At 42.4% G+C, this 25,707-nt stretch carries 26 protein-coding genes; 17 read left to right on the top strand and 9 right to left on the bottom strand.

Translation table 11 applies throughout. The annotated features are described in order from the left end of the window. The first annotated feature begins 20 nt into the window (after window positions 1-20). The 6 genes from OQX62_RS10120 (at window position 21) to OQX62_RS10095 (ending at window position 5,211) form a co-directional block, all read left to right on the top strand. Entirely contained in the window at window positions 21-608 is a 588-nt protein-coding gene (locus OQX62_RS10120) for a Crp/Fnr family transcriptional regulator (RefSeq protein WP_265831379.1), read from the top strand. A gap of 183 nt (window positions 609-791) precedes the next feature. Then, window positions 792-2,057 carry a hypothetical protein gene (locus OQX62_RS10115; RefSeq protein ID WP_265831378.1) on the top strand — a complete coding sequence of 422 codons (1,266 nt, stop codon included), beginning with the start codon at window positions 792-794 and terminating at the stop codon, window positions 2,055-2,057. Between the two features lie 3 nt (window positions 2,058-2,060). Further along, window positions 2,061-2,657 carry a YceI family protein gene (locus tag OQX62_RS10110; RefSeq protein ID WP_265831376.1) on the top strand — a complete coding sequence of 199 codons (597 nt, stop codon included), beginning with the start codon at window positions 2,061-2,063 and terminating at the stop codon, window positions 2,655-2,657. A 101-nt stretch (window positions 2,658-2,758) separates the two neighbouring features. Next, window positions 2,759-3,658, top strand: a complete 900-nt coding sequence (locus tag OQX62_RS10105; RefSeq protein ID WP_265831375.1) for a helix-turn-helix domain-containing protein — start codon at window positions 2,759-2,761, stop codon at window positions 3,656-3,658. 105 nt (window positions 3,659-3,763) lie between these two features. After that, entirely contained in the window at window positions 3,764-4,102 is a 339-nt protein-coding gene (locus OQX62_RS10100; RefSeq protein ID WP_265831374.1) for a DUF4286 family protein, read from the top strand. Between the two features lie 2 nt (window positions 4,103-4,104). Continuing rightward, window positions 4,105-5,211 (top strand): Gfo/Idh/MocA family protein, encoded by a 1,107-nt coding sequence (locus OQX62_RS10095; protein ID WP_265831373.1) that lies wholly within the window; start codon window positions 4,105-4,107, stop codon window positions 5,209-5,211. 39 nt (window positions 5,212-5,250) lie between these two features. Here the strand turns inward: OQX62_RS10095 and OQX62_RS10090 are convergent, their stop codons facing one another. Beyond that, window positions 5,251-7,641 carry a TonB-dependent receptor gene (locus OQX62_RS10090; protein WP_265831371.1) on the bottom strand — a complete coding sequence of 797 codons (2,391 nt, stop codon included), beginning with the start codon at window positions 7,639-7,641 and terminating at the stop codon, window positions 5,251-5,253. Window positions 7,642-7,766: 125 nt separating this feature from the next. Between OQX62_RS10090 and OQX62_RS10085 the strand changes: the two genes are divergently transcribed. The 5 genes from OQX62_RS10085 (at window position 7,767) to OQX62_RS10065 (ending at window position 13,871) form a co-directional block, all read left to right on the top strand. Next, window positions 7,767-8,873, top strand: coding sequence for a hypothetical protein (locus OQX62_RS10085; protein WP_265831370.1), 1,107 nt, complete (start codon window positions 7,767-7,769; stop codon window positions 8,871-8,873). 102 nt (window positions 8,874-8,975) lie between these two features. After that, complete coding sequence (locus OQX62_RS10080; RefSeq protein WP_265831369.1) at window positions 8,976-10,334, top strand: putative sensor domain DACNV-containing protein; 1,359 nt, start codon at window positions 8,976-8,978, stop codon at window positions 10,332-10,334. A gap of 90 nt (window positions 10,335-10,424) precedes the next feature. Next, complete coding sequence (locus OQX62_RS10075; protein ID WP_265831368.1) at window positions 10,425-11,429, top strand: aldo/keto reductase; 1,005 nt, start codon at window positions 10,425-10,427, stop codon at window positions 11,427-11,429. Between the two features lie 19 nt (window positions 11,430-11,448). Continuing rightward, window positions 11,449-12,345 carry a helix-turn-helix domain-containing protein gene (locus tag OQX62_RS10070; RefSeq protein WP_265831367.1) on the top strand — a complete coding sequence of 299 codons (897 nt, stop codon included), beginning with the start codon at window positions 11,449-11,451 and terminating at the stop codon, window positions 12,343-12,345. A gap of 356 nt (window positions 12,346-12,701) precedes the next feature. Next, on the top strand, window positions 12,702-13,871 hold the full coding sequence (locus OQX62_RS10065) for a hypothetical protein (RefSeq protein ID WP_265831366.1): 1,170 nt from the start codon (window positions 12,702-12,704) through the stop codon (window positions 13,869-13,871). Here OQX62_RS10065 and OQX62_RS10060 read toward each other — a convergent pair. Together OQX62_RS10060 and OQX62_RS10055 are read right to left on the bottom strand one after the other, a co-directional pair. Further along, window positions 13,868-14,524, bottom strand: coding sequence for a hypothetical protein (locus OQX62_RS10060; RefSeq protein ID WP_265831365.1), 657 nt, complete (start codon window positions 14,522-14,524; stop codon window positions 13,868-13,870). The genes OQX62_RS10065 and OQX62_RS10060 overlap by 4 nt on opposite strands. Window positions 14,525-14,604: 80 nt before the next feature. Further along, on the bottom strand, window positions 14,605-15,786 hold the full coding sequence (locus tag OQX62_RS10055) for a helix-turn-helix domain-containing protein (RefSeq protein ID WP_265831364.1): 1,182 nt from the start codon (window positions 15,784-15,786) through the stop codon (window positions 14,605-14,607). 217 nt (window positions 15,787-16,003) lie between these two features. Here OQX62_RS10055 and OQX62_RS10050 point away from each other — a divergent pair, with 217 nt between their 5' ends. Further along, window positions 16,004-16,447 carry an Hsp20/alpha crystallin family protein gene (locus OQX62_RS10050; RefSeq protein WP_265831363.1) on the top strand — a complete coding sequence of 148 codons (444 nt, stop codon included), beginning with the start codon at window positions 16,004-16,006 and terminating at the stop codon, window positions 16,445-16,447. A gap of 66 nt (window positions 16,448-16,513) precedes the next feature. Here OQX62_RS10050 and OQX62_RS10045 read toward each other — a convergent pair whose 3' ends face one another. Further along, window positions 16,514-17,227, bottom strand: coding sequence for a DUF4142 domain-containing protein (locus OQX62_RS10045; RefSeq protein ID WP_265831362.1), 714 nt, complete (start codon window positions 17,225-17,227; stop codon window positions 16,514-16,516). Between the two features lie 262 nt (window positions 17,228-17,489). Between OQX62_RS10045 and OQX62_RS10040 the strand changes: the two genes are divergently transcribed. The 3 genes from OQX62_RS10040 to OQX62_RS10030 all read left to right on the top strand — a co-directional run bounded on the left by OQX62_RS10040 (window position 17,490) and on the right by OQX62_RS10030 (window position 19,667). After that, window positions 17,490-18,254 (top strand): PRC-barrel domain-containing protein, encoded by a 765-nt coding sequence (locus OQX62_RS10040; protein WP_265831361.1) that lies wholly within the window; start codon window positions 17,490-17,492, stop codon window positions 18,252-18,254. Window positions 18,255-18,389: 135 nt separating this feature from the next. Next, window positions 18,390-18,890, top strand: coding sequence for a MaoC family dehydratase (locus OQX62_RS10035; RefSeq protein ID WP_265831360.1), 501 nt, complete (start codon window positions 18,390-18,392; stop codon window positions 18,888-18,890). A 33-nt stretch (window positions 18,891-18,923) separates the two neighbouring features. Next, window positions 18,924-19,667 carry an alpha/beta hydrolase gene (locus OQX62_RS10030; RefSeq protein WP_265831359.1) on the top strand — a complete coding sequence of 248 codons (744 nt, stop codon included), beginning with the start codon at window positions 18,924-18,926 and terminating at the stop codon, window positions 19,665-19,667. Between the two features lie 22 nt (window positions 19,668-19,689). On the opposite strand, the gene OQX62_RS10025 is transcribed toward OQX62_RS10030, so the two are convergent. From OQX62_RS10025 to OQX62_RS10010, 4 genes are all read right to left on the bottom strand, one after another. After that, complete coding sequence (locus OQX62_RS10025; protein ID WP_265831358.1) at window positions 19,690-20,298, bottom strand: M17 family peptidase N-terminal domain-containing protein; 609 nt, start codon at window positions 20,296-20,298, stop codon at window positions 19,690-19,692. Between the two features lie 39 nt (window positions 20,299-20,337). After that, window positions 20,338-20,526 (bottom strand): hypothetical protein, encoded by a 189-nt coding sequence (locus tag OQX62_RS10020; protein WP_265831357.1) that lies wholly within the window; start codon window positions 20,524-20,526, stop codon window positions 20,338-20,340. Between the two features lie 69 nt (window positions 20,527-20,595). Next, entirely contained in the window at window positions 20,596-20,964 is a 369-nt protein-coding gene (locus tag OQX62_RS10015; protein WP_265831356.1) for a hypothetical protein, read from the bottom strand. 96 nt (window positions 20,965-21,060) lie between these two features. Next, entirely contained in the window at window positions 21,061-22,800 is a 1,740-nt protein-coding gene (locus OQX62_RS10010; RefSeq protein WP_265831355.1) for a thiamine pyrophosphate-dependent enzyme, read from the bottom strand. 322 nt (window positions 22,801-23,122) lie between these two features. Between OQX62_RS10010 and OQX62_RS10005 the strand changes: the two genes are divergently transcribed. Further along, the gene (locus OQX62_RS10005) at window positions 23,123-23,356 is read left to right on the top strand and encodes a DUF2630 family protein (RefSeq protein WP_265831353.1); all 234 of its coding nucleotides are present in this window, start codon (window positions 23,123-23,125) and stop codon (window positions 23,354-23,356) included. Window positions 23,357-23,459: 103 nt separating this feature from the next. Further along, complete coding sequence (locus OQX62_RS10000) at window positions 23,460-24,725, top strand: NAD(P)/FAD-dependent oxidoreductase (RefSeq protein ID WP_265831352.1); 1,266 nt, start codon at window positions 23,460-23,462, stop codon at window positions 24,723-24,725. A 138-nt stretch (window positions 24,726-24,863) separates the two neighbouring features. Here the strand turns inward: OQX62_RS10000 and OQX62_RS09995 are convergent, their stop codons facing one another. Next, complete coding sequence (locus OQX62_RS09995) at window positions 24,864-25,637, bottom strand: alpha/beta hydrolase (protein ID WP_265831351.1); 774 nt, start codon at window positions 25,635-25,637, stop codon at window positions 24,864-24,866. Window positions 25,638-25,707 lie beyond the last annotated feature (70 nt).

Below are 25,707 nucleotides of genomic sequence, written 5' to 3'. Positions count from 1 at the left end.
ATTCGCAAAAACGGACTGACATGGAAGAATTACAGCTTTTGAAAAATGCAATGTCATCGGTAGTCAACATGGATGCTGAGGCATTTAACCTTTCCCTTCCTTACTGGAAACTCAAAGCCTATAAAAAAGGGGAGTTTTATAATGAGTACCACAATGTATGCAAGCATCTTGGCTTTATTATCCATGGCGTTTTTCGGATCTACCGTGCTGATGATGATACCGGAGTGCAGAAAAACATGCTGTTCTTTTCAAAGGAACAGTTTGTAGCTTCTTACACCAGTTTTCTAAGTCAAAAACCGTGTAATTATTATACAGCTTCAGTAGATGCCTCTGTAGTAATTTATATTCATATCGATCACCTGCATAAATTATATAGAGAATCGCATCAATGGGAGAAATTTGGCAGGTTTATCGCGGAAACTGCTTTCCATCAGCTGATGTCAAATACAGAAGGTTTTTTATTTAAATCGGCCGAAGAACGTTACCTGGACATGATGGAACAGCATCCGGATATCTTTAATACAGTCCCGCTGTATCATCTTGCTTCTTACCTTGGTATACAGGCACCATCATTAAGCCGGATCAGAAAACGCATGGTAGGCCAGTAATAACATATCAGAACATATATTAAAAAGCTATTGCGCATCGCAGAAGGTCTATTACTTGTCTGCGGCTGGCCGCCGCATGATTTTTTTTCGCATCCGCCTTCACCATATTCCTGAAACATCACGATGAAAAGCCTCTCCCTGAAAAGGAATGGTTTCATCGTGACTTTTTAAACATTTACAACAATGAACAAACGAGCAATACGTCCCCTGGGGACTAATGAAAAAGTATTCTGGGTATTAGATCAGAAAACGACTACACAGTTTGCAGTTGCGGCAGAAATCGACGGCAACGCCACAGATCACTCCTGGCGGGAGGCATTGGATAGTGTACAAAAAAGACATCCAAACCTTGCTGTTCAGATTTCGGGTAATACTTATTCAACTGCCTTTTTTGAACCTATAGCCGATTGTAAAATCCCGCTCAGTTTCGTTTACACCAAAAGAGAAGAAAACTGGAATGAGCTATTGGAAAGAGAGCTGAACATTCCTTTGAATATCACTGCAGCACCCTTAGCTAAAGCGCTAGTAATTCAGCAATCTGGAAAATCCGTATTTATATTTATATCCAATCATTCAATAGGAGATGGAATGTCAGTCGCCCTTTTTATCCGCGATATATTAACAGTATTGTCTGGTGAAACGATAACCCCTCTCAGGCCGGTATCCCCACTAGATCAACTTGCGGGGATAATCGTAAAAGAAATTCCAGCGGAGGATTTAAGCGGATTCAAACAGTTAAGCAATAGCGTGGCACCCAGATCAGCAGTCAATATCCGGCGCCTTAAATTATCACATACCCTGACGGACAGCTTAATCAAACGCGCAAAAAATGAAAAAACGACAGTACATTGTGCCCTAAGTGCTGCTTTAGTGATTGCTTTAAAACAGGTAGAGTCCACTCTGAAGGAAAAGCCTGTCCGCATTTTACATCCGCTTTCCGCGCGTACCACCCTTGGCCTTGGAGATGATTATGGTCTTCTGATGAATATCCTCACTTTACCTTACGACCCTGCACCGAAGGATACTTTCTGGAATTTTGCAAAAACAATTCGGAAAGGCATCGCTTCAACGCAAACGCTGGAATGGATTAAAAGCGTTAACAATGCAACAAGAGAACTTTTTTACAATGGACTGGATGTGAATACGGTTGAACATGCCCTGCGTCAGGGAACGGAACACGAAATCCTGCTGACCAATCTGGGGCAGATTTCTTTTAAGGCCGACTATGGCCGGTTAACATTGAAATCTTTGTGGGGGCCTATGGTGCTGACAGCACATGATGCAGCGCAGACTGTAGGGGTGGCGACCTATAATGGAGCACTTACCCTCACTTTAACAGGGATCTCACTTTCAGAAGGACTGCTGGAAGCCGTAGAGAGAATCATTGATCAGGTCTGTAATGCGTCAGACGAGATCCGTATGAGTGAATTTTTTAATAAAAGCATTTAGAACATGACAACGAATTTATCAGAAACACATAACGGCATACAAACGAACTGGAAGGTTGATCCTCTCCATAGCGAATTATTTTTCAAAATCAAGTACCTTACAATAAGTGTAGTGACAGGTTTTGTCCAGGTATTCGATCTCAATGTACAGACCACAGGAAATGACTTCGGGGAAGTGACCGAACTGCAGTTAACAGCTGATATGACAACGCTGATGACGAATCACGGGCCAAGGGATGAGCACTTAAAATCGTCTGATTTCTTTGACGTAGACAATTACCGGTATTTACAATTCCGGAGTACTGCTTTCCACAAACAGGGCCAGACACCGCCTTCCTTACTGGCTGCCTATCGCAGAGATTATAAACTGCATGGTTATCTGCAGATTAAGGATGTTTCCAGACCGATCGTTCTGGATGGCGGGTTTGGAGGATTAGTAACGGATCCGGACGGGCATAGATGTGCCGGCTTTACGGTGAAGACAAAGATCAGCAGAAAGGAATTCGGACTAGGATGGGGAGGAATTACAGCTGCGGGTAAGTTGATCCTGGCAGATGAAGTGGATATTTTTGGGAACATACAATTGATAAAGCAGGTTTAATTTACATGTTGCTGCCAGTTATTCCTGGCAGCAATTTAAAATAGTTACCTATCTTACGGCAAATCAGCACCTACGTGCAGCTTTAATTTGAATCCATGCGAATGAGAACAAAGGCAGTTACCCTTAAGCAATTAGTGCAGAATAATACGGCATGTTATGCTGAATACATGATGCTATCGCAGGAGAAACATTTTGATGTATTTAAAGGTGGTGAAATCTGTACGGTGGTGAATCAGTTGCATAAAAGTGTCTTTTACAAGATTTCTCTGATTTTAGGGAGTGGTGTATTACATATAGGTGATCAGAGAATAGAAATTACCGGAAATTCTTTAATCTTTTATAATCCTGAATTAGCCTACCGATGGGAATCCCTCCAGCAGGACACGGGCTATTTTTGTTACTTCGATCATCATTTTATTAGTAATTCTATGTCGGAGGCCAGTTTCAAGGAATCTGCACTATTTGATATTCAGCTCAATCCGCTGTACTTACTTTCCGACGAACAAACCTGCGATCTTGTTTTTCTTTTTGAAAAAATGCTGAAAGAGTCGGCCTCCGCTTATCAACATAAATATCTTGTGCTTACACATTATTTGTTACTTGTTATTTACGAAGCGCATCAATATCTGCAGGATAAGACCAATAAATCGGTAGTAACAGCCGCTACCCGCATTACGTCATTATTTTTAGCTGAACTTGAACAGCAGTTTCCGGTTATTCCTGCAGAAAAGCATCTCGAACTAAAACAGGCTGGAGATTTTGCAGAAAAACTAGCTATTCATGTGAATTATCTGAATAAGGCAATCAAAGAGGTATGTGGCAAAAGTACAAGTGAACTCATTGCCGCCCGTGTAGCAAATGAAGCACGGTCACTTTTACAGCAGGGGGATTACTCTTTGGCCGAAATAGCTTACAGCCTTGGATTTGAGCATACTTCTAATTTTAATACCTTTTTCAGAAAGCACATGAACATCGCTCCTGGTGCATTTAAGGCCAAATAATAGCCTATATTTTTCAAGATACTTGATTGGCATAACTGCCGGTTTGATGTGCACACATTTTACTGTCGCCAGCTGCAGATCTTTGTGGTCTAATAAAATATTACTATGAAAGACTACATCTTAACAACATTTTCTAAACCAGTTCCAGGACTGGAAGAGGATTATAACAGATGGTATGATGAAATCCATATTGTGCAGCTATTGGGAATCCCGGGTATAAATGCAGCACAGCGGTTTAAACCTCTGGTAGGATTGAACACTACTGACAGCCCTTATCTCACCATCTACGACATCAAAGTTGAGGCAGTTGAAGCATTGATGCAGCTGATACAGGAAAAAGGAAAAGACATGGATATCTCGCCCTCACTTGATCTCACCAGTGTTATTACTCAGGTTTACGAAGTAATGGGAGACAAAAAAATTAAATCAATTCGTCAGAACTAGCTATGGAAAACAAAACAATCAGGGTAGGAATAATAGGGGTAGATGTTAACCGCGGCTGGGCCTCCATGGCTCATATCCCTGCACTGCAATCTTTGCCGCAGTTTAAGATCACGGCTTTGTCATCCCGTACCAAAGAAAAAGCTACAGCTGCAGGAGAGAAATTTGGGATTGAACATACTTTTGATAATGACCATGATCTGGTCACTTCACGAGAAATTGATCTGGTGGTGATTACAGTAAAAGTTCCTTATCATAAGGAGCTGGTGACTGCTGCATTGCATGCAGGTAAAAAGGTATATTGCGAATGGCCTCTGGGCAACGGACTTGAAGAAGCCGTAATGCTGGATGAATTGGCCAGAGAGAAAAATATTTATGCGGTAACGGGATTGCAAACCCAATCCATTCCTGCAATCAATTATATCAGAGATCTCATCAAAGAAGGATATGTGGGAGAAGTCCTGTCTACTTCAATGATTGCATCCGGCGGTTTTGCTGAGGTAGATCAGGCAAATGCCTATACGATGGATCAAAAAAATGGTGCAAGTATGCTCAGTATTGTACTGGGCGCAACCGTACACGCTGTATGTTACTGTTTAGGGGAATTTAAGGAGCTGACAGCAGTTACGGCAACACAGCGGAAAAATATTGTAATTGCAGATACCGGAACATCCATCCCAGTCACTATCGCTGATCAGATTAGTATAAGTGGCATAATGGAAAATGAAGTTATAGCTGCTATACACTTTAGAGCCGGAGCGTCAAGAGGAACTAATTTTTTATGGGAAATTAATGGTACGGAGGGTAATCTTCAGATCACTGCTGATGGTGGTCATATCGGTTTTTATCCGGTAACTATAAAAGGTGGTAAAGGTACCGATAAAGTGATGGCAGAACTTCCGGTGCCTGAAGAATACAATTGGGTAAATGATGAAGCCCCTAAAGGACCTGCTTTTCATGTCGCGCAGCATTATACCCGTGTGGCAAAGGATATACATGAAGGAACAAAACTATGTTCTACTTTTGAAGATGCTGTAGTAAGACATAGAATGATCAATGCAATTGAAACTGCTGCAGCTTCAGGTACTAAACAAAGTTATCTGGTTTTTTAGTTCGAAGCAATTCCTGTGGCGGATCGAAGCAATCTGTATTTATAAGATTGCTTTGATCCCAATGGAAATATTCCTTCCTGGTAAAGGGGCAAGGTACTTCAAAAATGAATTCTGAGGACGGGCCTCTGCATTCAGCAGGTTATTTCCAGAAACATAATATTCAAATCCTAATCCGCTGAAAGTAGTTTTGTATGTAGCCTTGGCGGCCAGCAAAGTATATGCAGGCATTGGTGGCTCAGGATTGATGTTTTTACCGAGATAATGCTGTTTCATATAACGGTCAACAGCCATATAAAAATCAAATTTCGGCATTGCAATAGTGCCGGATAAACCACATCTGCTGGTGGGTAGATTGGGCATATAATCTCCTTCAGCCCATTTTCGCAATCTGTCGTCTGATGTGTTTTCATTTTTTACCAGGTCAAAAAAGGAAGAGAATTCTACAGCTCTGTCTTTTCCCCAGGATAATTTGTAAGCCAGTTCAGTTTCCCAGCCTGCTATTTTGGTGTCCGATGCCCGCCATTCTTTCACCAGAAAGCCACCTGAACGGGAAATTCCGGTATGTGCCAAATACAAATAATCCTGAAATACGGTCTGGTAATGGGTTGTAGTAATCTTCAGGCCTTTGTAATTCAGGCCAGCACCGAGTTCATATGTTTTTGAAACTTCTTTATTCAGCCGGTCATCGCCATTTTCCTCCACCATAATAGCAAAGTGGTCGTTTCCTGCGTATAATTCATTCACATCAGGCGCTCTTTCTGCATGGGTAAAACCTGCCTTCAGGTATACTGCCTTGAAAATGTCCAGAAGCAGATCCGTAGTAAAGTGATTCAATCCAAAATCGCGTGCAGATAGATTTCCACCCGAAAGTCCCCGGCTTCTTTTATAAGTATCATCCTGCAAAGTTTTTCTGGCTACCTGGTCATGTCTGTAACCCACATTTAAATGTGCAGGACTAAGATCAAATCTTTGTAAAGTAAATACACCGGATTCACGACTCAGGTTGTTGGGTAAATACCTGAGTTTGCCTTCTCCCTTCATCTCTATTAATGAAAAATCAAATCCGGTGGTGCCAGTGAGGAACTTCCATTTGCCTTGCTCAATTTCCATTCTAAGGGCTTGTCTCTCTGTGTTAAACTTATTTACCTGGTAGATCCCTACCAGTTCACGGTCGTCAGCAAATTGCAACAGATAATTTAATTTTAAGGAGGATACAGCTGCGAATTCAGGTTTCAGCAACGCTTCAAATAATATCGCATTTGATAAGGACCGGGTATTGATCGGGGAATACTCCAATTCAGGGGTCACCGCATCATGCGTATGTCCTGCTTTGCTGCTTAAGGCAAAACCAGGAATCCCGTAATACCCTTCAAGACCGCGGAATCCTACCCCCAGATAAAAGTTTTTACCTATATAACTTGTTCCTATATTAATAGCCCGGCTTTCTGCATGACTGTTAGGCATAATCCCCTTAGTCACGGGCGCATAGTCCTGAATGCCTTTAATGACAGTAGTAGAAAATGGTGTATTCGGATCCTGACCGGCTATATATTTTTCGTTTGTGGGATTGGCTACAGGCAAACCTCCAATGATAGAGTTTGCCTGCATGGTGTACAAATCTGCTTCACTCAATCCAAAGTCAGGATTATTTAAATTGTTAAGGACAAACTGACTGATGTAGGGATATAAAGTGAGATTACGGATAATCTCCTTATCCACCTTCACCTGCGCCATAGTTTCTGTAAGATTGTCTATTCCGGGGTCATACGCAATTGGTGCCTTTGTATTTCCCGGAATTTTCAGGTTGCCGTTGCGCTGATTCATACCACCAATATGGCAGGCCCATTTTTTTCTTATATTTCCATTGATATCAGCTGCCTGCCTGGTGCCGCTATTTGTACCCGCTTCCAGCACAACTTTGCCGCTCACTATTTTAGGAAAAAGTGCTACGGGAATGGTATTGTCTTTTATGTTGATGGCACCGCCGATGGCTTTACCACCGTAGAGTACACTTGCATTGCCCATAAAAACGTCTATACCCAACACATTATCCATATCAATGTTGATGTTGATATTCGGACTCATTCCGGAGAGGTCGTTAATTGACAATCCGTTGCTGAGTATCTTAACGCGGTTTCCGCTGAGACTCCTGATTACCGGAGCACCGGAGTTAGGGCCGAAATAAGAATTTTGTATGCCAGGAGTACGACTCAGGGTTTCGCCGAGTGTGCGGGATTGTACGCGGTCTAGTTCGTTCCGCGTAAGTTCTCTTGAAAATTTCTTTTTCGATTCTTTACCCTTGATTTTTGCCGCAGGGAGCTGGATGGTTTTAAGGGAATCTGTTTTTTTCTTTTCCTGTGCGGTGCCGTGAAGGTTTAGGAATAGGAAAGATAGGGGAAGGGCAAAATAGATAGAAAGCTTAACTGGCATATGTTTTTTTTGATAGGATGGATCTGTCTCTGTTTAATCTGCTGCAAATGTAATACAATAAAACACTAATGCAACAGTGTTGCGTATTAGCGAATATGTTCATACCTTCGGCAAAAAATAATCACATGACTTTCAAAACTTACAAAAAGCTATTACCTGGCGCCGCCGGTATTTTCATGCTCTTACTTACATTCTCATCCTGCAAAAAAGACGCAGCTGTTGTTCCTGAAGAGATTTCACTTTCGCTTCCTTCAACACTTTCGGTCGTATACGGTGAAGTAACTGATCTGCCCTTGCCAGCTGAGCTGACCGGACAGGCTGACCTGACTTTTAAAATCGAGTTCAATGAAACTGAGAATATCCAGATCGGCAGCGGAGTTAAATTATATGACAAGCTGGCCAGGGCGGTGACGGTCGACAAACAGCAGGGAAAAATACATATTGACAGTCGTTTAGTTTATCCCAATGGAGCGGTTTCCTCGATAAATGGGAATACCTTGCCGGAGAGTTATAAGGTAACAGTAGTTGCCAGTTCTTCGCAGGGAACAATTACCGGGCGGCAAACTATGGCTTTAAGGGTAAACCCGGCTCAGGCCCGTATTAAAGATTTGAAAGAAACTGGCGGAATACCTTTTGCTTATGTGCTGTATAGCGACAAAGGTGCCGTTTTTGAACTTGAAGCCCCGGCTATATCTACTGAAGGAACTACCTGGTACCTTCCCGCAGTTGCTGATGCAAATTCAGTAGTCGCTATTACAGGTGCCCAGATCAGATTTTCAGCAAATGCGGGAGATACTAAAAAGCAGGCCGAGCAGACTTATAACCTGGAACCTGCTTTACAAAAGGATGGTTTTACTGTTGCTGCTACAAAACTCCGGGTGGTATTTATTCCGCAGATCAAATTCTTTTATGGAACCTATTATCCGGAATACGATCTTACGCTGATTTTCAATTTGCTGCATATCGCTTTGTCTAATGGTTATTTATCCGCAAAACCTGTACTCTATCCTGAGCGCTACAAATCTACATTCAGGATAAGTTCTATTGCAAAAGACGGTGTGGCATATGATAATTCGCAGGGGATTTTTGAAATAGAGAGTACAACTGGTGCGGTAAGGGTAAAACAAAATTCAAGCCTCACGGCTGGCCAGTATAAGCTGATCATTACAGCACTTACCACAACGGGATTGGAGTTTACTACCGACCTTACCCTGGCAATGGAGGGCGAATAAATAACATTTAAATAGCAAGGGCTACCTGCGGCTACTGAAATATTTCACTGTGTCTTAAAACGATTCCTACCTTTAAGTGTTTAAATATAAAATCGTTCGAACTTGGAAAATTCACGCCCGCAGGACCTTGCTCTTCTCGTACAAAATAAACTGAAGCTCAGCAGAAGTAAACTGGCACTGCCGGATTTAAAAGTTCTTGAAGATCTTTTTGACTGCCTCTTTTATTCGAGTATGTGTAAAGAGGAGAGTGATTTAATCAGGGTAACCATTACTTTTATCGATCCGGAGAATCCGGATCCGACACCGCCGGGACGCATAGTGCCGGAAAGGTGGAGCTGTGTTGCTTTTGAAAAGCACATACCGATGACGACGAAATCGCTGGCCAAAATATCCAAGGCTGCAGATCCGTTGAGTTCTTCGCTGGCAGTTTATTATAATGAGAAAGGGGAACTGCATATCTGGGGACTGATTGATCAGGCAATGCATTACCAGAATTTCCTGAACTATGAATCTGATACCGACTCAGAACAGCCGGGCCTCTTTCAGGTATCGGTAAGTGATATCGGCACGCTGAATGTTATGTTCGATTATGAGTTGCTGGCTACGCTGAAGCAAAATGTACTGGTGAAGCGTTATGTTGATGTGCTTACCATTGGGCCTATTTCCAAGATGCTTAAAAAGAATGCAGATTTTCTAAAGGTAACGATGCGGGATTATTTAGAAAAGAACCATCCCGCAGAACTTTATGCGGACTGGGAGGACTTTCTGGACAACTTATGGATCCAGACCTTCTCAAGATTACTGCTAAAAATTCAGAGTTACCAGCATGGCGGAGCAATCCTGATTGCAGATGACAGTGTGGATCTGGATGTCAAATACAGGATACAGTATGAGCGCTTAACTTCTGCTATGATTGCGCATGCAATGGCTTCGGTGGATAACTTTGTTTCTGAAAACAGAATTGAGGGTGATTTTCTGGCGGGCAGGCGTTCTGTAAGTAAAATGCTGTACCTGAGAGAATCAGGATCTTTTTACAATAAAAAAGGAACCGGTGATGAGATCACTGGTGCAATCAGTTTTATCGCCTCACAGAGTTGTGTAGATGGCGTCGTCTTGTTTAACAGAAGCATGGTCACGAATGGTTTTGGTGCCGTGCTGCGCGCTAAAAAAATGCCGGGCAAGATTTATATTTCTGCCACCGCAACGGCAACAGCCAAGTCGCTAACGCCGCATGATCCGAAACATTATGGCACCAGGCACCGGTCTATGATTGCCTATTGCTGGAACCATCCCTCCTCGCTGGGACTGGTAATTTCTCAGGATGGAGAGATCAGGGCATTTTCCAAGATTGAAGACAAACTGATCATGTGGGAGAATATCAAGATCCAGCAATATTTAACAAAAAAATCTAAACACAGAATAAATGTGAAGCCTTCCGGCACAATTGAAGGGCGTGATTGATTTCTATCCTTGATTTACATACAACCTTCGGGGTTTTGCATACAGCAGCAGCATGTTTCCTGGCGACCTTTGAATGATTAATATATCATCATGGAAATAGAAAAAATAGCATTGGGAAATCAGGGACTAATTGTTCCGAAAGTTGGTCTTGGCTGTATGGGCATGACAGGGTTTGAAGACGCGCACATGTACGGTCCGGCAGATGAAGAGGAAGCGATTGCTACCATCCACAGGTCGTTAGAGCTGGGTGGCAATTTTCTGGACACGGCAGACTTATACGGCCCGTTCAAAAACGAACAGCTGATTGCAAAAGCCATCCATGGTAAGAGAAACGAATACATCATCGCTTCTAAATTTGGTTGGGAAATAGACGATAATGATAAATTAACCTGGGCCATCAATGGCAAAAAAGAATACGTGAAGAAATCGATAGAGCGTTCACTAAAAAACCTCAATACAGATTATATAGACCTGTATTATATGCATCGCCTGGATAAAGGAACACCGATTGAAGAAACCGTAGCAGCTATGGCTGATCTGGTTAAAGAAGGTAAAATTGGCTATATCGGCTTGTCTGAAGTATCATCAGAAACGGTAAAACGAGCTAATGCAGTGCATCCGGTAACAGCGGTGCAAAGTGAATATTCCTTATTTGAACGTACTGTAGAAGAACGTGGTGTATTGGAAACCCTGACTGAGCTTGGTATTGGCTTTGTGGCTTATTCTCCGCTGGGTCGCGGGTTTTTGTCCGGACAAATCCGAAGTATTGATGACTTACCTGAGCATGATTTCCGTCGCGAAATCCCCCGTTTTCAGGAAAATCACTTCTACAAAAACATAGAATTGGTCAAAGCCATTGAGGCTCTGGCAGCAGAAAAAAATGTAACATCATCACAATTGGCGCTGGCATGGATCATGAGCAAAGGAATCCTTCCTATTCCGGGAACAAAACGCAGAAAATACCTGGAACAGAACTTATTGTCTGCCGAGATACAATTGAGCACAGCTGATTTGGAAAAACTGGAAAGTATCGTTCCTTTAGGAACAGATACTGGTAAACCATATGATGAGTTCAGTATGGGGCTTATCGATTAATTATCTTTAATTTAGTACTATGAATGCCATCAACTCTGTTTCAGAATTTCACCGTTTGTTATCGCTGCCAGCACCTAAACATCCGCTGGTTAGCGTCATTAATCTTGCAGAGAGCATCTTCCTGGAGGATGATATATGGAAGGGTTTTGTAAACCGCTTTTACTGTGTGGCACTGAAACGAGAGGCAAAGGGAAAGATCAGGTATGGTCAGCAGCATTATGATTATGATAAGGGAGTGCTGAGTTTCACTGCACCAAATCAGGTGCAGTACCTGGATCTCCGGAATATGGAATGCGGATCAGGCTACCTGCTGATCTTCCATCCTGATTTTCTGCTCAAACATCCCCTGGCAGGTACCATAGGTAATTATGGTTATTTCTCCTATGCTGTAAATGAGGCATTACATCTCTCTGCAGATGAGGAAGATGATCTGATTGCGATACTCCATAAAATAGATAAGGAATGTGTGCATATTGATAAACATACACAGGAAATCATTCTGTCGCAGATTGAACTGCTGCTCAACTATTCCAACCGGTTTTACGAGCGGCAGTTCATTACGCGTAAAAATAACAACTATGAACTGCTGACTAAATTTGAACAGTTTGTAGACAGTTATTTCAATGCGAATCAAGCTGGTCAGCAAGGTTTGCTCACGGTACAACGTATTGCAGAACATATGAATCTTTCATCAAATTATCTGAGTGATTTGCTTCGTGTGCATACCGGTCAGAATACACAGCAGCATCTGCACGAGAAACTGATCGAAAAAGCGAAGGAAAAACTGTCTACTACAAACGCATCTGTTAGTGAAATCGCATATAACCTGGGTTTTGAACATGCGCAGTCCTTCAGTACACTATTTAAAAAGAAAACCAAAATGTCGCCCCTGGAGTTTAGGCAGGGATTTAACTGAGGTTGAGCAACAACCATTACCCATTCCTTTAATATCACCGGGATACTTTGCAGCGATGTCGGTGATTTATGCGTTTTTCTGATCTTGCTTCTTTTTTTTAACAACAGGTAATACTGAGAACGACAAAAAGAGGCAATTCAGAGCCATTTATTGATAAGGAATTGTCCGTTAGGGTCACTATTTACCGGAATTTGATCAAAATCACACATATTAAAACTGTTACACTTTCACTTGCGAATTTATTATAGATAATTTGCATATTTAGATGCAATAAAACTGTGAAACTTCGTTATCTTGATAATGTGTTTCATCGGCTATTAAAGCGATAGCTCATTTATATCTCCCCGGAAAATTTTATGAAAAACTGCACTCTTACAAAGGAAATCGCATTAGCGGCTAATTACGCTTTCGACCGGAAAGTATACCTGTTTTTGCGGGCGTGGGTAGAGGAACATGCGGATAAAACACTGCTTCAATTCAATCAGACGCTGGATGAATACCTGGTAAATGATGCTTTGCGTGATTTCTTTCTGAATACCCAGCATCCCATCCAGCAGCTACTCAAAAATCGTTTCATCGCTTGTCATCTGGGGCGTCGTGCAGGAAGTGTATATTTTGATCCTGTAAGCGGAGACCCTTTGCTGGCTGGTATAGAGGAACGGATTTATAACCTTGCCCGCCGGATGGATAGTGAGCGTATGCACGTTCCGTTCCGCTCGGTTCATCCGAATAAGCAGACCGAAGCAGGGGATACGGCAGATGTAAGTAATTATCCGTCCGACTCAGAAGAAATTCGCTATAATAGTGGTAATCATTTTACAAGTCGCCCGGCCAACAACAATGTATTTGATGAAAATAGTAAACGCTGCACCGCGAAATCAGTGGGTAATCTGCATGTGTTTTTCAAACGTGGTTTCCTGGAAGATCGCTTAAAAGATATGAAGGAGCTGACTACCGTCATGCACGAAGCGGGTGAGACAGAACCACAGTTTTTCGTGATCTATAGCAGGCATTCACCGAAAGAAGGTCATTTTGGCGTGTCTCTTGTCGTTATGGATCCGGCAAAACCGGACTTCCCCAAGCGTGTGATGGTCTGTGATACCTTACTGAAAGAACTGCCGCATCACCCGCGCTGGTGGAATCATTTTATTGAAGAATATACGCATGTGTTCGGCGATGCGATTGTGGAGATCGTAGAAGATCTTTCGCATCCGCTGCAGAAGGTAAATGTAAAAGGCGATGACCCTTACCGTCACGACTGGAATTGTCCATATTATGCAGCAAGCATGGCGGATGCACTGGCGGATTTAGTTACGAGTAATCCGGAATTCATATTGAATGCAGGCTTGTCTGAAATCCATAATGCTATGAAAGCGATCATGTCTGATTATTACCTGCCAGATCAGGAAATTAAAGACAGACAGGAAATTCAATACATTAACCGCTTAAAACGATGGCACAGCGGAAGAGAACTGATCAAGGATCTGGTGATTGAAATTGGACATAGGTCGACTTACGAATTTTAATAAGTATTTGCCTTATTCAAATTAATGCCTGCCGAAATTATGAAACCAACAGCAATCAGACTGCCCAGTACGGAGGGTAAAAATTGACTATAGGGCTGATATTGCGGCAATACAGTTCCTGAAAAAGCGGAGAGCAGACCACTAAAAGCACTAACCATTTTGAGTATATGTTCATAAAGCCATAATTTTCCATAGACTTTTTTCGGGATAAAGTACCTGGAAAGATCATACACAACTGCCATAATAAGGTAAGCGACGGTGCTATAGATAATAATTCCTGACCATACCATACCTGTTTTGGTGAAATACCAGAGGAAAAAGATAACGGAAGCGAGTGCCAGGAAGGCCACCGCTATATCGAGCACCTGCGGTTTGTTAGATTTGCTGCGGATGGCACGTAAACCTGAAAATCCCATGTATCCGCTCAGCACTGTGATGACCAGCAGAAAACTGTGTCGCTTGAATATAAATACACCCGAAAGTCCGGTAAAAACCACAATGGCTAAAAGCAGCAGAAAGACCCTTCCCGAGATCCGGTGGATTCTGGTTCTTTTAGCTTTAAATAAAATATATATTCCGGTAAGGAGGGCTAAGGAACCTGCGAATACATGAATGGTGATGTTGCCTTTGTGGAGCAGAGAGAGAATTTCCATTTCGATTTTTTCTTCAAAAAAACTACTTTATCAAGCCTCAGTCGCCCCATCTTACAGGCTAGGACTTATTTTTAATTGATTTACCGCTTTTGATATTGGATGGGACTTATACCAGTCTGTTCTTTGAATATCCTGTTGAATGCAGATTTGGAACGAAAGCCGCATTCGTATGCAATCCCCAAAATGGAGAGATGGGCAAATGCCGGATCTTTGAGTTTTATTTTTACGGCTGCGACTCTGTAACGATTTACAAAAGTGAAGAAATTACTTTCCGCTTTCTGGTTAATGACTTGTGACAGCTGGTTTGTATTCAAGCCCAATTGCTGAGCCAGGGCAGTTAAACTAAGATCGTCTTCCAGATATGGTTGTTCCGCTTCCATATGACTGAGTAACTGCAGATATATTCGCTCCACCGCGGCATCATCAAGTCCTGTTTTTTGATAGGAAATGTTGCTGTGGGCTGTCAGTGGACGATCTTTTGTTGCGGAGAGTAACAGCGTATTTTGACGCAGACCAAGATAACCGATCAGGAAAACGTAAACTGAAAGCACGACACCCACGTATAAAAAAAGGTTTTCTGCACGCAGCAGTCTTTGTTGTGTGCCAAAACGGATCAGGCCAAAAAGAAAGATAAATAGCAATAGTATGGATATCACCAGCAATTTGAGCCAGTTGAGATTGATACGTTCGGTATAGGAATAGTTATCCGGCAGGCTTTTCTGATAACGATGAAGGGTAATTAACCCCATCATCGCATAGCCTCCTGGTATTATAGCCATCGGATAGGTAAATAAATAAATAACTACATCCGGGATCATAGCATTGAAATGAGGAAAGCCGGAAGTAATGACCAGACCGCCAGGGTATGTTACCATCGTGCCCAGGATAATAATCACATAGCTGATCCATGGCAGGGTATATAGAGCAAGGATCAGACGATCCGGTTGCTTATTCAATGATAAACTGCGGATGTATTGGTATAATACCGGGGCACTTATTAAGGGGATAGAAAAAGCCAGCCCACCGCCTATGCCCGTCAGAAGAGAATGAACAGCGGTGTTTTCATAATAAAAAAACAATTGTGCACTCACCAGAAACAACCAGCCCATCAACCAGTAATCTGCCGCATGATATTTATTTTTAGCACGTAAAAGCAGGAGCTGGAAAAGTCCTTGTACAGCCCCGGTAAATAGGATGGTTCTTAGCAGCATTACTTTCTGGTATGCATCAAATTTAAGATAATCTAATTGAAACGGAACCATTTCTTTAGTAAAGGCAAGGCCCTGGCCTGTTACACGAAGAACCAATGAATTTTTGTCATTTCAACTGTAAAAATTTCATCTATTCTGAAATTTTTACAGTCATGGGGACTGTTTTTACAATTGGCATTCTGCTTGATAAACGGTTAATGAACATCATGTTCAGTAGTTTAATTAATTAACTGTTTTATTCATTAATCAAATTTAAGGAGGACAAACTATGACATTGGTTAAATTTAATGCCGACCAAAAAAGAAAAAACGGGCTGATGCCAGGCTTTACAGATGTTTTTGATTCTATCTTTAATGACACTTTTCTGTCAGATCGTATGGTATCAAGAGTACCTGCAGTAAATGTGTCCGAAACCGGTACCAGTTACCAGATTGAGCTGGCAGCTCCGGGATTGAAAAAAGAGGACTTCAAACTGAAACTGGAAAGGGATGTGCTCAGTATCTCTGTTGAACAAACACAACAGGATCAGCAGCAGGAGCGTAATTTCACTAAACGTGAATTCAGTTATACTTCTTTCGTACGTTCATTCACTCTGCCAGAATCTGCTGATGAAAATGGTATAGAAGCGAAATACGAGGAAGGTATCCTGCGCATCAGTATCCCTAAACATGAAGACGCTAAAATGGCCAGCCGTCAGATAGAGATCAGCTAAGCGTCTTTTGCAGAAAACAATTACGGAGCTGCCCGGTGGCAGCTCTTTTTATTTCATGCCTGTTTATTATTTGATCGTCTTACCCAATGCTTTAGCTTTCTGTAAATGCATTTTTAAAGCAGGAAGGTACTTAATTGCATAAGCTTTAACCTGAGGATCAGACAATCTCGATCCATTTTCGAAAAGACTTACGGCACTAGCGTGATTTTTTATCATCAGCTTCACATAGTTCTGGTCAAACTTTTCAGGAGAGGATGTACTGAGTTGTTCCGGTTTTATTTCACCACCATTCTGAATAGTAATTTTCTTAGTTTGAGCTAAAGCTTTTAAGTCAGTATTTGCCGCTCCATGATCCTTCACCATCATGGCTGCAAATTCTTTTACTGCACTGCTTTGTGCATTTTTCAAAGCTAATTCACTTAAGGAGACTTCCGATAGGCCACTAACCGTTGCCCGCTGGATAAAACGCGCTGCTTCTTCCGAAGAGGTGCTGACTGCTGAACTTTCATTTCCGGCATCCCCGGTGGTATTTGCAGTACCCATTGCCCCTGCAGCTTCTGTAACAGTACGGGCACCGGATGTAGCACTAACAGCAGTTCCGTTGCCATCACTGCTAAAGGTATTTCCGGGCGATCTGCTTGTCCGGTTTCCGGTAGCGGGGGCATTAGCACCAAATGTGGCTGTACCTTGAGAGCTGCGCGTGTCAGACCTTGTACTGAAACAGGATTGAAGCGTTAATGCAGCTATCCCAAGCAGGGCAATGTGTGTTGAATTTTTCATAATGAGTATGGGTTGATATGATTTATCAAATGATATACTATCAAAGCATCAACCTGCTATATGCATAAATGTTTTGCTAAAGATGGAAAATAATGGCTTGCATAGGGATGTTTTAAATCCATCTGTATCCTTTTTCATCCTGGTCAGTAACGCGAAACAAACATTTCCTGAAAATGAGGTGTTATCCTGTTAATGCTAAGCACGATAGCTATACGTGTGATCGGTATTAATTAATAATTTTTTAACCAAAAAATGAAGAATTATGAAACGTAATGTGAAAAGTTTAACGGGCTTTACTATGGGCGCTGTGGATGGGGAAATTGGTGAAGTCACGGATTTTTATTTCGACGATGCAACATGGACAATTCGATATCTGATTGTGAAAACCGGTGGCTGGCTGTCCGGACGTAAGGTACTGATCTCTCCGGCTGCATTGCAGGCAGCAGATTGGGAAAATAAAAGCTTTCCTGCTCATCTTACCAAAGAACAGATAAAAAACAGTCCGGATATTGATACGGAAAAACCTGTTTCCCGTCAGCACGAAAATGAGTTATATAACTATTATGGCTGGCCATACAATGCAGGAGCTGGCACCGGTCTCTATGGCGGCATCGGGATGACTGGTATGATGGAAGCTGCAGGCTCCTTCGAAGAAAGTATTAAGGCTGAGCATTCAATTGAAAACGAAGATGGCGACCCGCATTTGCGCAGTACCAGTGAAGTAATGGGAAATCATATCCATGCAACGGATGATGCAATAGGGGAGGTGTATGATTTTATCATAGATGACAGTACCTGGAAAATCAATTATCTTATTGTGGATACCGGAAATTGGATACCGGGAAAAAAAGTAATTATTTCGCCACGATGGATAAATAAAATAGACTGGAAAATGGCAACGGTATACCTCGATCTGCCCACAGGGGCAATTAAAAATAGTCCTGAGTATGATGCGTCGCGCCCTTTGCCGGAAGATTACGAAATAAATCTTCATCAGCATTATGGAAGATCAATTGAAGATGAATAGGCCTGCATCAGGCAATTGATCATAAATTGACGTTATTTCGTGATCTTAATGGAGATGTGTTGTGGTTAATTTCTTGATTGTTAGCGTTCTGTGAGTTGGTTGTTTTTTTGGATGTTACTGCTAAAAAAACAAATTATGGAAAGCAACTCAAATACCGAAAACACCGCAGTAACATTTAACCCGAATGATTTTCTGATCGTACCGGCCCGTTCTTTTGAAGAACTGGAGATCGGTGAAATTTTCCGTGCGCCAAGCCGCACATTAACGGATGCCCATTCGGCAGCGTTTCAAACTGTATCATGTGATAACCACCCTGTGCATTATGACAATGTCTGGGCCCAAAAACACGGACATAAAGCTCCGGTAGTTCATGGTCTGCAGGTATTGGCATTCACCGCTCCGGGTGCAACAATGTTTCCGCATGTGATCGGTGAAGTATTTATTGCTTTTACTGAACTCTCCTGTAAATTTTTAAAAGAAGTAAATGCAGGTGATACGTTGTACTCAGAGCTGGAAATTATCTCTTTAACCCCTCAGGGAGCTACGGGCATCGTGGAAACTGCAGCAAGAATCCATAACCAAAATGGAGAGCTGGTTTTATCAGGCACACATAAATACCTGCTGAAAACAAAATAATAAGCCCAACCAATCTTACATAAATCATAAATAATGAACACAAATAATAGTGCCTCACAAAAAACATTTGTTCTTTTACATGGTGCATGGTCTGCACCCTATGCATGGCAGACCGTGAAAGATAACCTCTCAGCAGCAGGACATGAAGTGCACCTGATTCAGCTACCGGGACATGGTGATGATACTACCGATCACAAAAGCCTACGTATGGAGTCTTATATCAGCTATGTAAGCGCGGCAATTACAGCAATTGGCAGCAAAGTAATCCTGGCGGGACATAGCATGGCGGGAATAATTATTTCCGGCGTTGCAGAACATATTCCTGACCTGATCGATAAGCTGGTTTATGAAGCTGCATATGTGCCTGCGGATGGACAGTCGGCTTATTCACTTTCGCTGCTTGATCAGCAATCTCAATTGGGTGCTTCTTTAATCGTATCGGAAGATCAGTCAGCGTTCGATATTGTCAAAGAAGACATCACGAATATATTCTGTCAGGACGGTTCAGATAGCGTAAAACAAATGATTCTGGACAATTACAGAACCGAACCGGGAGCACCTTTCGGAGATCCCGTAGCTTTAACGGAAGCGAAATTCGGCAGCGTAGCTAAATATTATATTGAGACCTTACAGGATCATGGTATTGGAAATGACCTGCAGAAACAAATGATTGCTGCTGCAGGCATTACTAATGTGTATACGCTGGATGCAGGGCATACACCTTCTCTTTCTCATCCTAAAGAAGTCAGCGATATCCTTCAGCAGATTGCGGAATAATACTACCAACTAGATCATTTGATCAATCGAATGCCAGTTGCAGACCTTTATAGGCGTTGGCTGACTGAGCCTGACCAGCAAGAAGGTTAATCTCAGTCAGCGCTACTGGCCTGATCAATTTTTTCGCAGACAACACAGCTGCAGCATCCAATGCCTTAAACATACCCTGAGCGAGTGTTTTTGAAACATCAGTTTTGCCAAAAGACATCGCAATTCCCGCATCCTTCAGACTGGGCGCAAAACAAAAATCTTTCACCCCGATTTTAATAGCTTCCATAACAGCGGTATAGCCTAAAATTTTAAATAGATCAAGATCAAGCTCAGCAGGATCTCCCATCCCGATCAGCAATAACTGATGCGCAGGGATCTGGTTTGAGGATGGGTTAAGCAGAAGTGTTTCAAGCCTTGCGCCCGAAAAAATACCATCTTTGCGTAGCTGATGAATTTCGCCACCAAAATGTTCATTCACCGCATACGTGCCACCTTCATAGTGCTGGTTTTTCTGAAAATCAAAAAAACAGACAACCTGCAGTGCAGTTGCTGTTTCTGATGGACTTTCTGCCAGAATGTTAAATTGTACGCCTTTTCTTATCAAAGGTACATGTGTATTCTTGTTCTGTTCTGTTTTCATGGGAGATCGTAAATGTTGGGCTATTTGGATTAAATATATTCATCTTAAAAAGGGATCATTTCGCCCGCCCTGGTTAATATTGGCACTGGGGATCATGGCGAAATCTTGGAACCAGCCGCCGCCATGGATATCAATTATTGCTCCTTTGGTATTCTGGCCACTGTAGAGATCCAGTTTCAGGTCGTCTTTATAAATCAGATCTTTGGTAATTGCTATCGGATTTTCCATAATTTTTAAAAGCTTAGGATAAAACCTAAAAGGTTAGGATTATATTTAATTCTTGTTTAAAGGGGATTGCTAAAATTCAGGGCAGCCGGCATCTATCCAGTCGGCCAATTCTTTAATCTGTGCTGCTGTAAATTGGGCCCGACTATTTGCAGGCATTCTGCCGAAAGCGCCGGTTTTTGGATCAAATAATGGACCCTGACCGCTTAAAGCCATAATAAGAGTACTGGAAGCCGAGTCACCCACAGTAAGCACGGGAATTGGATTGCCCGTTGCCGGATCTTTAACACCCGGAACGGTACCTGTAGTAAAATCCGTATAACTCATGCTGAGCCAGAATGCTTTGTGGGGTGATTTTGGTGGCGGTGCACCTTCTACTTTATTTTCTTCCATTACATTGGTAATAAAAGCTTGTACGTCTTTGAAATTATTCAGTGCCATCAGTTTTCCTTTTAAAATGTATACTTTGTTGTTGTTGTTGTTGTTGTTGTTGTTGTTGTGAGGGTGGTGGTGGGAATACGATTTTTAAAAGCTTGCTTAATCAAGCAGTTCACCCATATGTTTGTAACTTGATTTCACCGTTTCCAGCACTTCATCAAAATTCCCGCCCAGCATTAATCTGGTCATTGATAATGCCATTCCTTTGATCATTTTGAATTCTACCTTAGGCGGCATCGCCAAGGCATGAGGATCTGTAAATACATTTACCAGAACTGGTCCCTCATGATCAAAAGCTGCTTTCAAACCACTTGCGAGATCGTCAGGATGATCTATCGTAATTCCCCTGATGCCCATAGCCTGGGCGATCATGGTAAAATCCGGATTTTCCATATCAGTTTCAGCATCCGGTAATCCGCCTACCTGCATCTCCAGTTTGACCATACCGAGGGAACGATTGTTAAACACAATAACTTTGATGGGTAATTTGTATTGTTTGATAGTGGCCAGATCGCCCAGCATCATAGAGATTCCGCCATCGCCGCACATGGCAACTACCTGACGATCAGGACAGGCAAAGGCTGCGCCGATTGCGTGGGGCATTGCATTGGCCATAGATCCGTGGCTAAAGGAGCCAAGCATATGGCGTTTACCGGTAGCTTGTATATATCTGGCACCCCATACACAACACATACCCGTATCTACCGTGAAAATTGCATCGTTTGTCGCCAGCTCATTCAAAGTTGCAGCAACAGCCTCGGGTGGTATGGCATGGCGACTCCCTTTATGATTCACAAAGCTATAGAGATGTTCTTTTACTTTGCTATAGAGGTGCAACTGTGCCTTTAAAAAGCTATCGTCATCTTTAGCATTCAGTAAAGGCAGCAGTGCAGTTAAAGTTGTTTTGATATCCCCGTGCAGACCCATGTCCAGTTTTGCCCTTCTGCCTAACCTTTCTGGCTGAAGGTCTATCTGAATGATTTTTTTGTCAGTCGGCATAAAGGGCGTATAAGGAAAATCTGTACCCAGCAAAATCACCAGATCACTCTCATGCATACTGTGATAGGCCGAAGGTAAGCCCAGTAATCCGGTCATCCCCACTTCATTAGGGTTATCATATTGGATGCCCATTTTTCCACGGAAAGAATAACCTACAGGGGCTTTCAGCAAGGCCGCAAGCTCCACCACTTCATCATGTGCTTCTGCAGCACCTATTCCGCAATAAATACTTATCTTTTCATAGCGGTTAATGAGCTTAGCCATCCCGGCAATATCTTCATCTGCGGGCCGGATCAGGGCTTTTGCGAAATAGTTTTTACTGGAAGAGATATTCTCTACTGCATCCATCGCACTCACATCTCCCGGCAAACCTAAAATGGCTACGCCTTTGCGTTGTATGGCATGCTGAATAGCAGCCTGTGTCATACGCGGAAGTTGGGCCGGGGTAGCGGCAATCTGATTATAATGGCTGCAATCATCAAAGAGTTTAATCACATTCGTTTCCTGAAAATAACCACTTCCAAATTCTACAGTTGCACAGGTAGAGGCGATGGCCAATACGGGTACTCCGGCACGGTGTGCGTCATACAATCCATTGATTAAATGTATGTGACCCGGACCACTGCTGCCGGCACAACAGGCCAGGCCATTCAGTTCTGCTTCGGCTGCCGCTGCATAAGCACCGGCCTCTTCATGCCGGACATGTACCCATTGAATCTGGTCATTTCTCCTGACCGCATCGTTCAGCTCGTTTAAACTATCACCGGTAACTGCATAAATTCTTTTAATTCCTGCTTGCACCAGCATATCAACTAATTGTTCTGCTACCTTTTTTGACATATGATTTATTTTTATCTGCTCATGGAGATACAAAATCTGCGCAATTAATTAAGAGGCTGTTAATCAGTATTTTGGTTATTTAATGAGCTTTTATCAATTACGGTATTTCGTTATTTTGTGAAGAGATTTACTTTGAAATTGAATAATGGTTCCCATTTTTAATCCGGCTGCGGATTCCGGAACCGGAAATCAGCCTGTTGTTTCATAGCTCGTAAAATGATGATATATCGTCAGTATAATACACTGAATTATGCGCATTTAACTGATTTATAGATAAATAACAGATGGTACTGGTTTTGCGTTTCTTTAAAAAAAATAGATTATGGAAGACAATCAGATCTTAAATCACATTAAAAGCTTAACTGAAAACGAAGAAAAACTCTGGTCGAAAGAAAACCTGTCAGATGAGGAAGTGAAAAAACTGCACCAGATGAAACTGGAACTGGATCAGTACTGGGATTTATTAAGACAGCGAAGGGCATTACGCAATGCGGGTGAGAATCCGAATCAGGCAGAAGCAAGGGATAGTGATACGATTGAAAATTACGAAGGTTAAATCACAGCGTATGATGCCCTGCTAAGATAGGATGAAGGTCTGTTCAAATGCATCACATTTTTGGTCGGCGGGTAAATATAGAGGACAATCCAAAATTGAAAACATGGAAAATAATAAAACGGCATTAAGTGTCATCAAGGTTTTCGGTCATCCCGATTCCAGGGATGCCTATGTGATCAGGGACTTTCTTAAAAGAAGCGTGGTTACATTTGAATGGGTACCAGTATTAGATATTACTGCATTTCGTACAATATATCCTGAATTTCAGGTGGAAGAAGAGGATTTGCCGGCAGTTAAATTGCCTGATGGCAAATTTATATTTAATCCTACTGTCGCAGATATCGCCTGTAAACTGGGATGGGTCACCAAACCGAAACATAAGGAATATGATATATCAATTTTTGGCGGGGGACCTGCAGGCTTAAGTGCTGCCGTATATGCCGCCTCGGAAGGATTGAGCACAGTACTGGTAGAGCGTGAAGCTATAGGGGGACAGGCGGGAACAAGTTCGCTGATCGAAAACTATCTGGGTTTCCCGGGAGGTATTTCGGGTAATGATCTCGCGGAAAGAGCAAGGCAGCAGGCGGTTAAGTTCGGTGTGGACATACTCCTGATCCGGAAAAGTATCCATGCAGCGTTTGCGGACCGGAAACTGCATGTTGATTTTAATGATGGCAACAAAATTATTGCGCGGGCAAATATCTCGGCTACAGGGGTAGAATATTCAAGACTGGATATTCCTGAAGAAGAAAAATACCTGAATGCAGGTGTTTTTTACGGTGCCGGCGCAAGTGAGGCACTCCTGTGTGCCAACCAGCATGTATTTGTCGTGGGTGGTGGCAATTCAGCCGGACAAGCCGCCCTTAATTTCTGCAAACATGCAGAGAAAGTAACACTCATCATCAGGGGGAATGATCTGGCCGCATCCTTATCTTATTATCTGCTGGACCGGATCGAAAAGAATAAAAAGATTGAAGTACTGTTTAACGCTCGTATTACAACCCTTGGAGGAGATACTGCGCTGGAAGAGATTACCGTTACCAATTCAGTTACGCAAACTGAAGTCGTTTATCCTACAAAGTTTGTTTTTGTCTGCATTGGTGGAAAACCGAATACCAGCTGGGCAAAAGATACGGCAATTGTGCGTGATGAACTGGGATACCTGGTTACGGGCGGCGATCTCTATGCACCACCTTTTGATCAGCAATGGGACAAAAGTTTTATGCCTGCATTTTTAGAAACGAGTGTGCCGGGCTGTTTTGCTGCGGGAGATGTAAGGCATAACTCTGTAAAAAGAGTAGCATCTGCAGTTGGGGAAGGCGCTATGGCCGTAACATTTGTGCACCGTTATCTCCATGAAAACTATTAACAAAGAGCGTTATAACTTAAAAAATCCAGCTGTTTATTGCAGCTGTTAAACCCAAAAAATCCCTGCTCAGGTTTGTTGTCTGGACAGGGATTTTCTGTTTGAATTGTATGATGAAGCATGCTGTGCATGCATGTTATATTATTTTCCCTGGGCTGCTGCTTCAATTACTGCTGCAACTGCTTTTGGCTGAGTCATAAACAGGGTGTGTCCGCCGGTGATATGCGTTACTTTTGCGTTGGCACGTTTGTACATGGTATCTTCGAGACCCATATTGATCGTTTCATCGTTAGAGGGTTTCACGGCATATACTGGTTTGTTTTTCCAGGCAGGTACAGTGATTTTATCGGTGAAGGATTTCACGGTCAACGGGATTTGTGAAGCATACATAAAATCTGATTTTTCCTTGGTCTGTCCGTTGGCGAAAGTCTCCTGGAAAGTTGATTTGCCCAGGTATACATTACCTTTGCCATCCGGAGCAAGAATTCCTTTAGGTTGTTCTTTTACCGTCTGTACCAGGTCTAGCGTAGATTCACCAGCATCAGGTACGAAGGCGGCTACGTATACCAGGCTTTTCACCTTATCAGCATTTCCGGCTTCAGTGATGACTGTACCTCCCCAGGAGTGGCCGACTAAAACTACCGGACCATTCTGACGCTCCAGGGCAAAATTGGTGGCGGCAACATCTTCTGCTAATGAACTGGTCGGGTTTTGTACCAGTGTTACATTATAACCATCTTTTACGAGGATTTTGTAAACCGATTCCCAGCCCGAAGCATCTGCAAATGCACCGTGTACAATGACAATATTTTTAACAGGTGTAGTTTGAGCAGCAGATACTGAAGGATTAACTGCTGATAGGAAAATAGCCACTGCTGCAGCGGCTGTCATTTTGATTGTTGAATTTGTTTTCATGTTTTTGATTATCTGCCAAAAGGTAATCTACAAACATGCCATTGGTTAATATGCTGAAAATCAGCAATTT

The organism is Pedobacter sp. MR2016-24, assembly GCF_026239655.1.
Lineage (GTDB): Bacteria > Bacteroidota > Bacteroidia > Sphingobacteriales > Sphingobacteriaceae > Pedobacter.
Note: the sequence above shows the minus strand (reverse complement) of the source record. Positions and strands in the feature narration are given on the sequence as shown.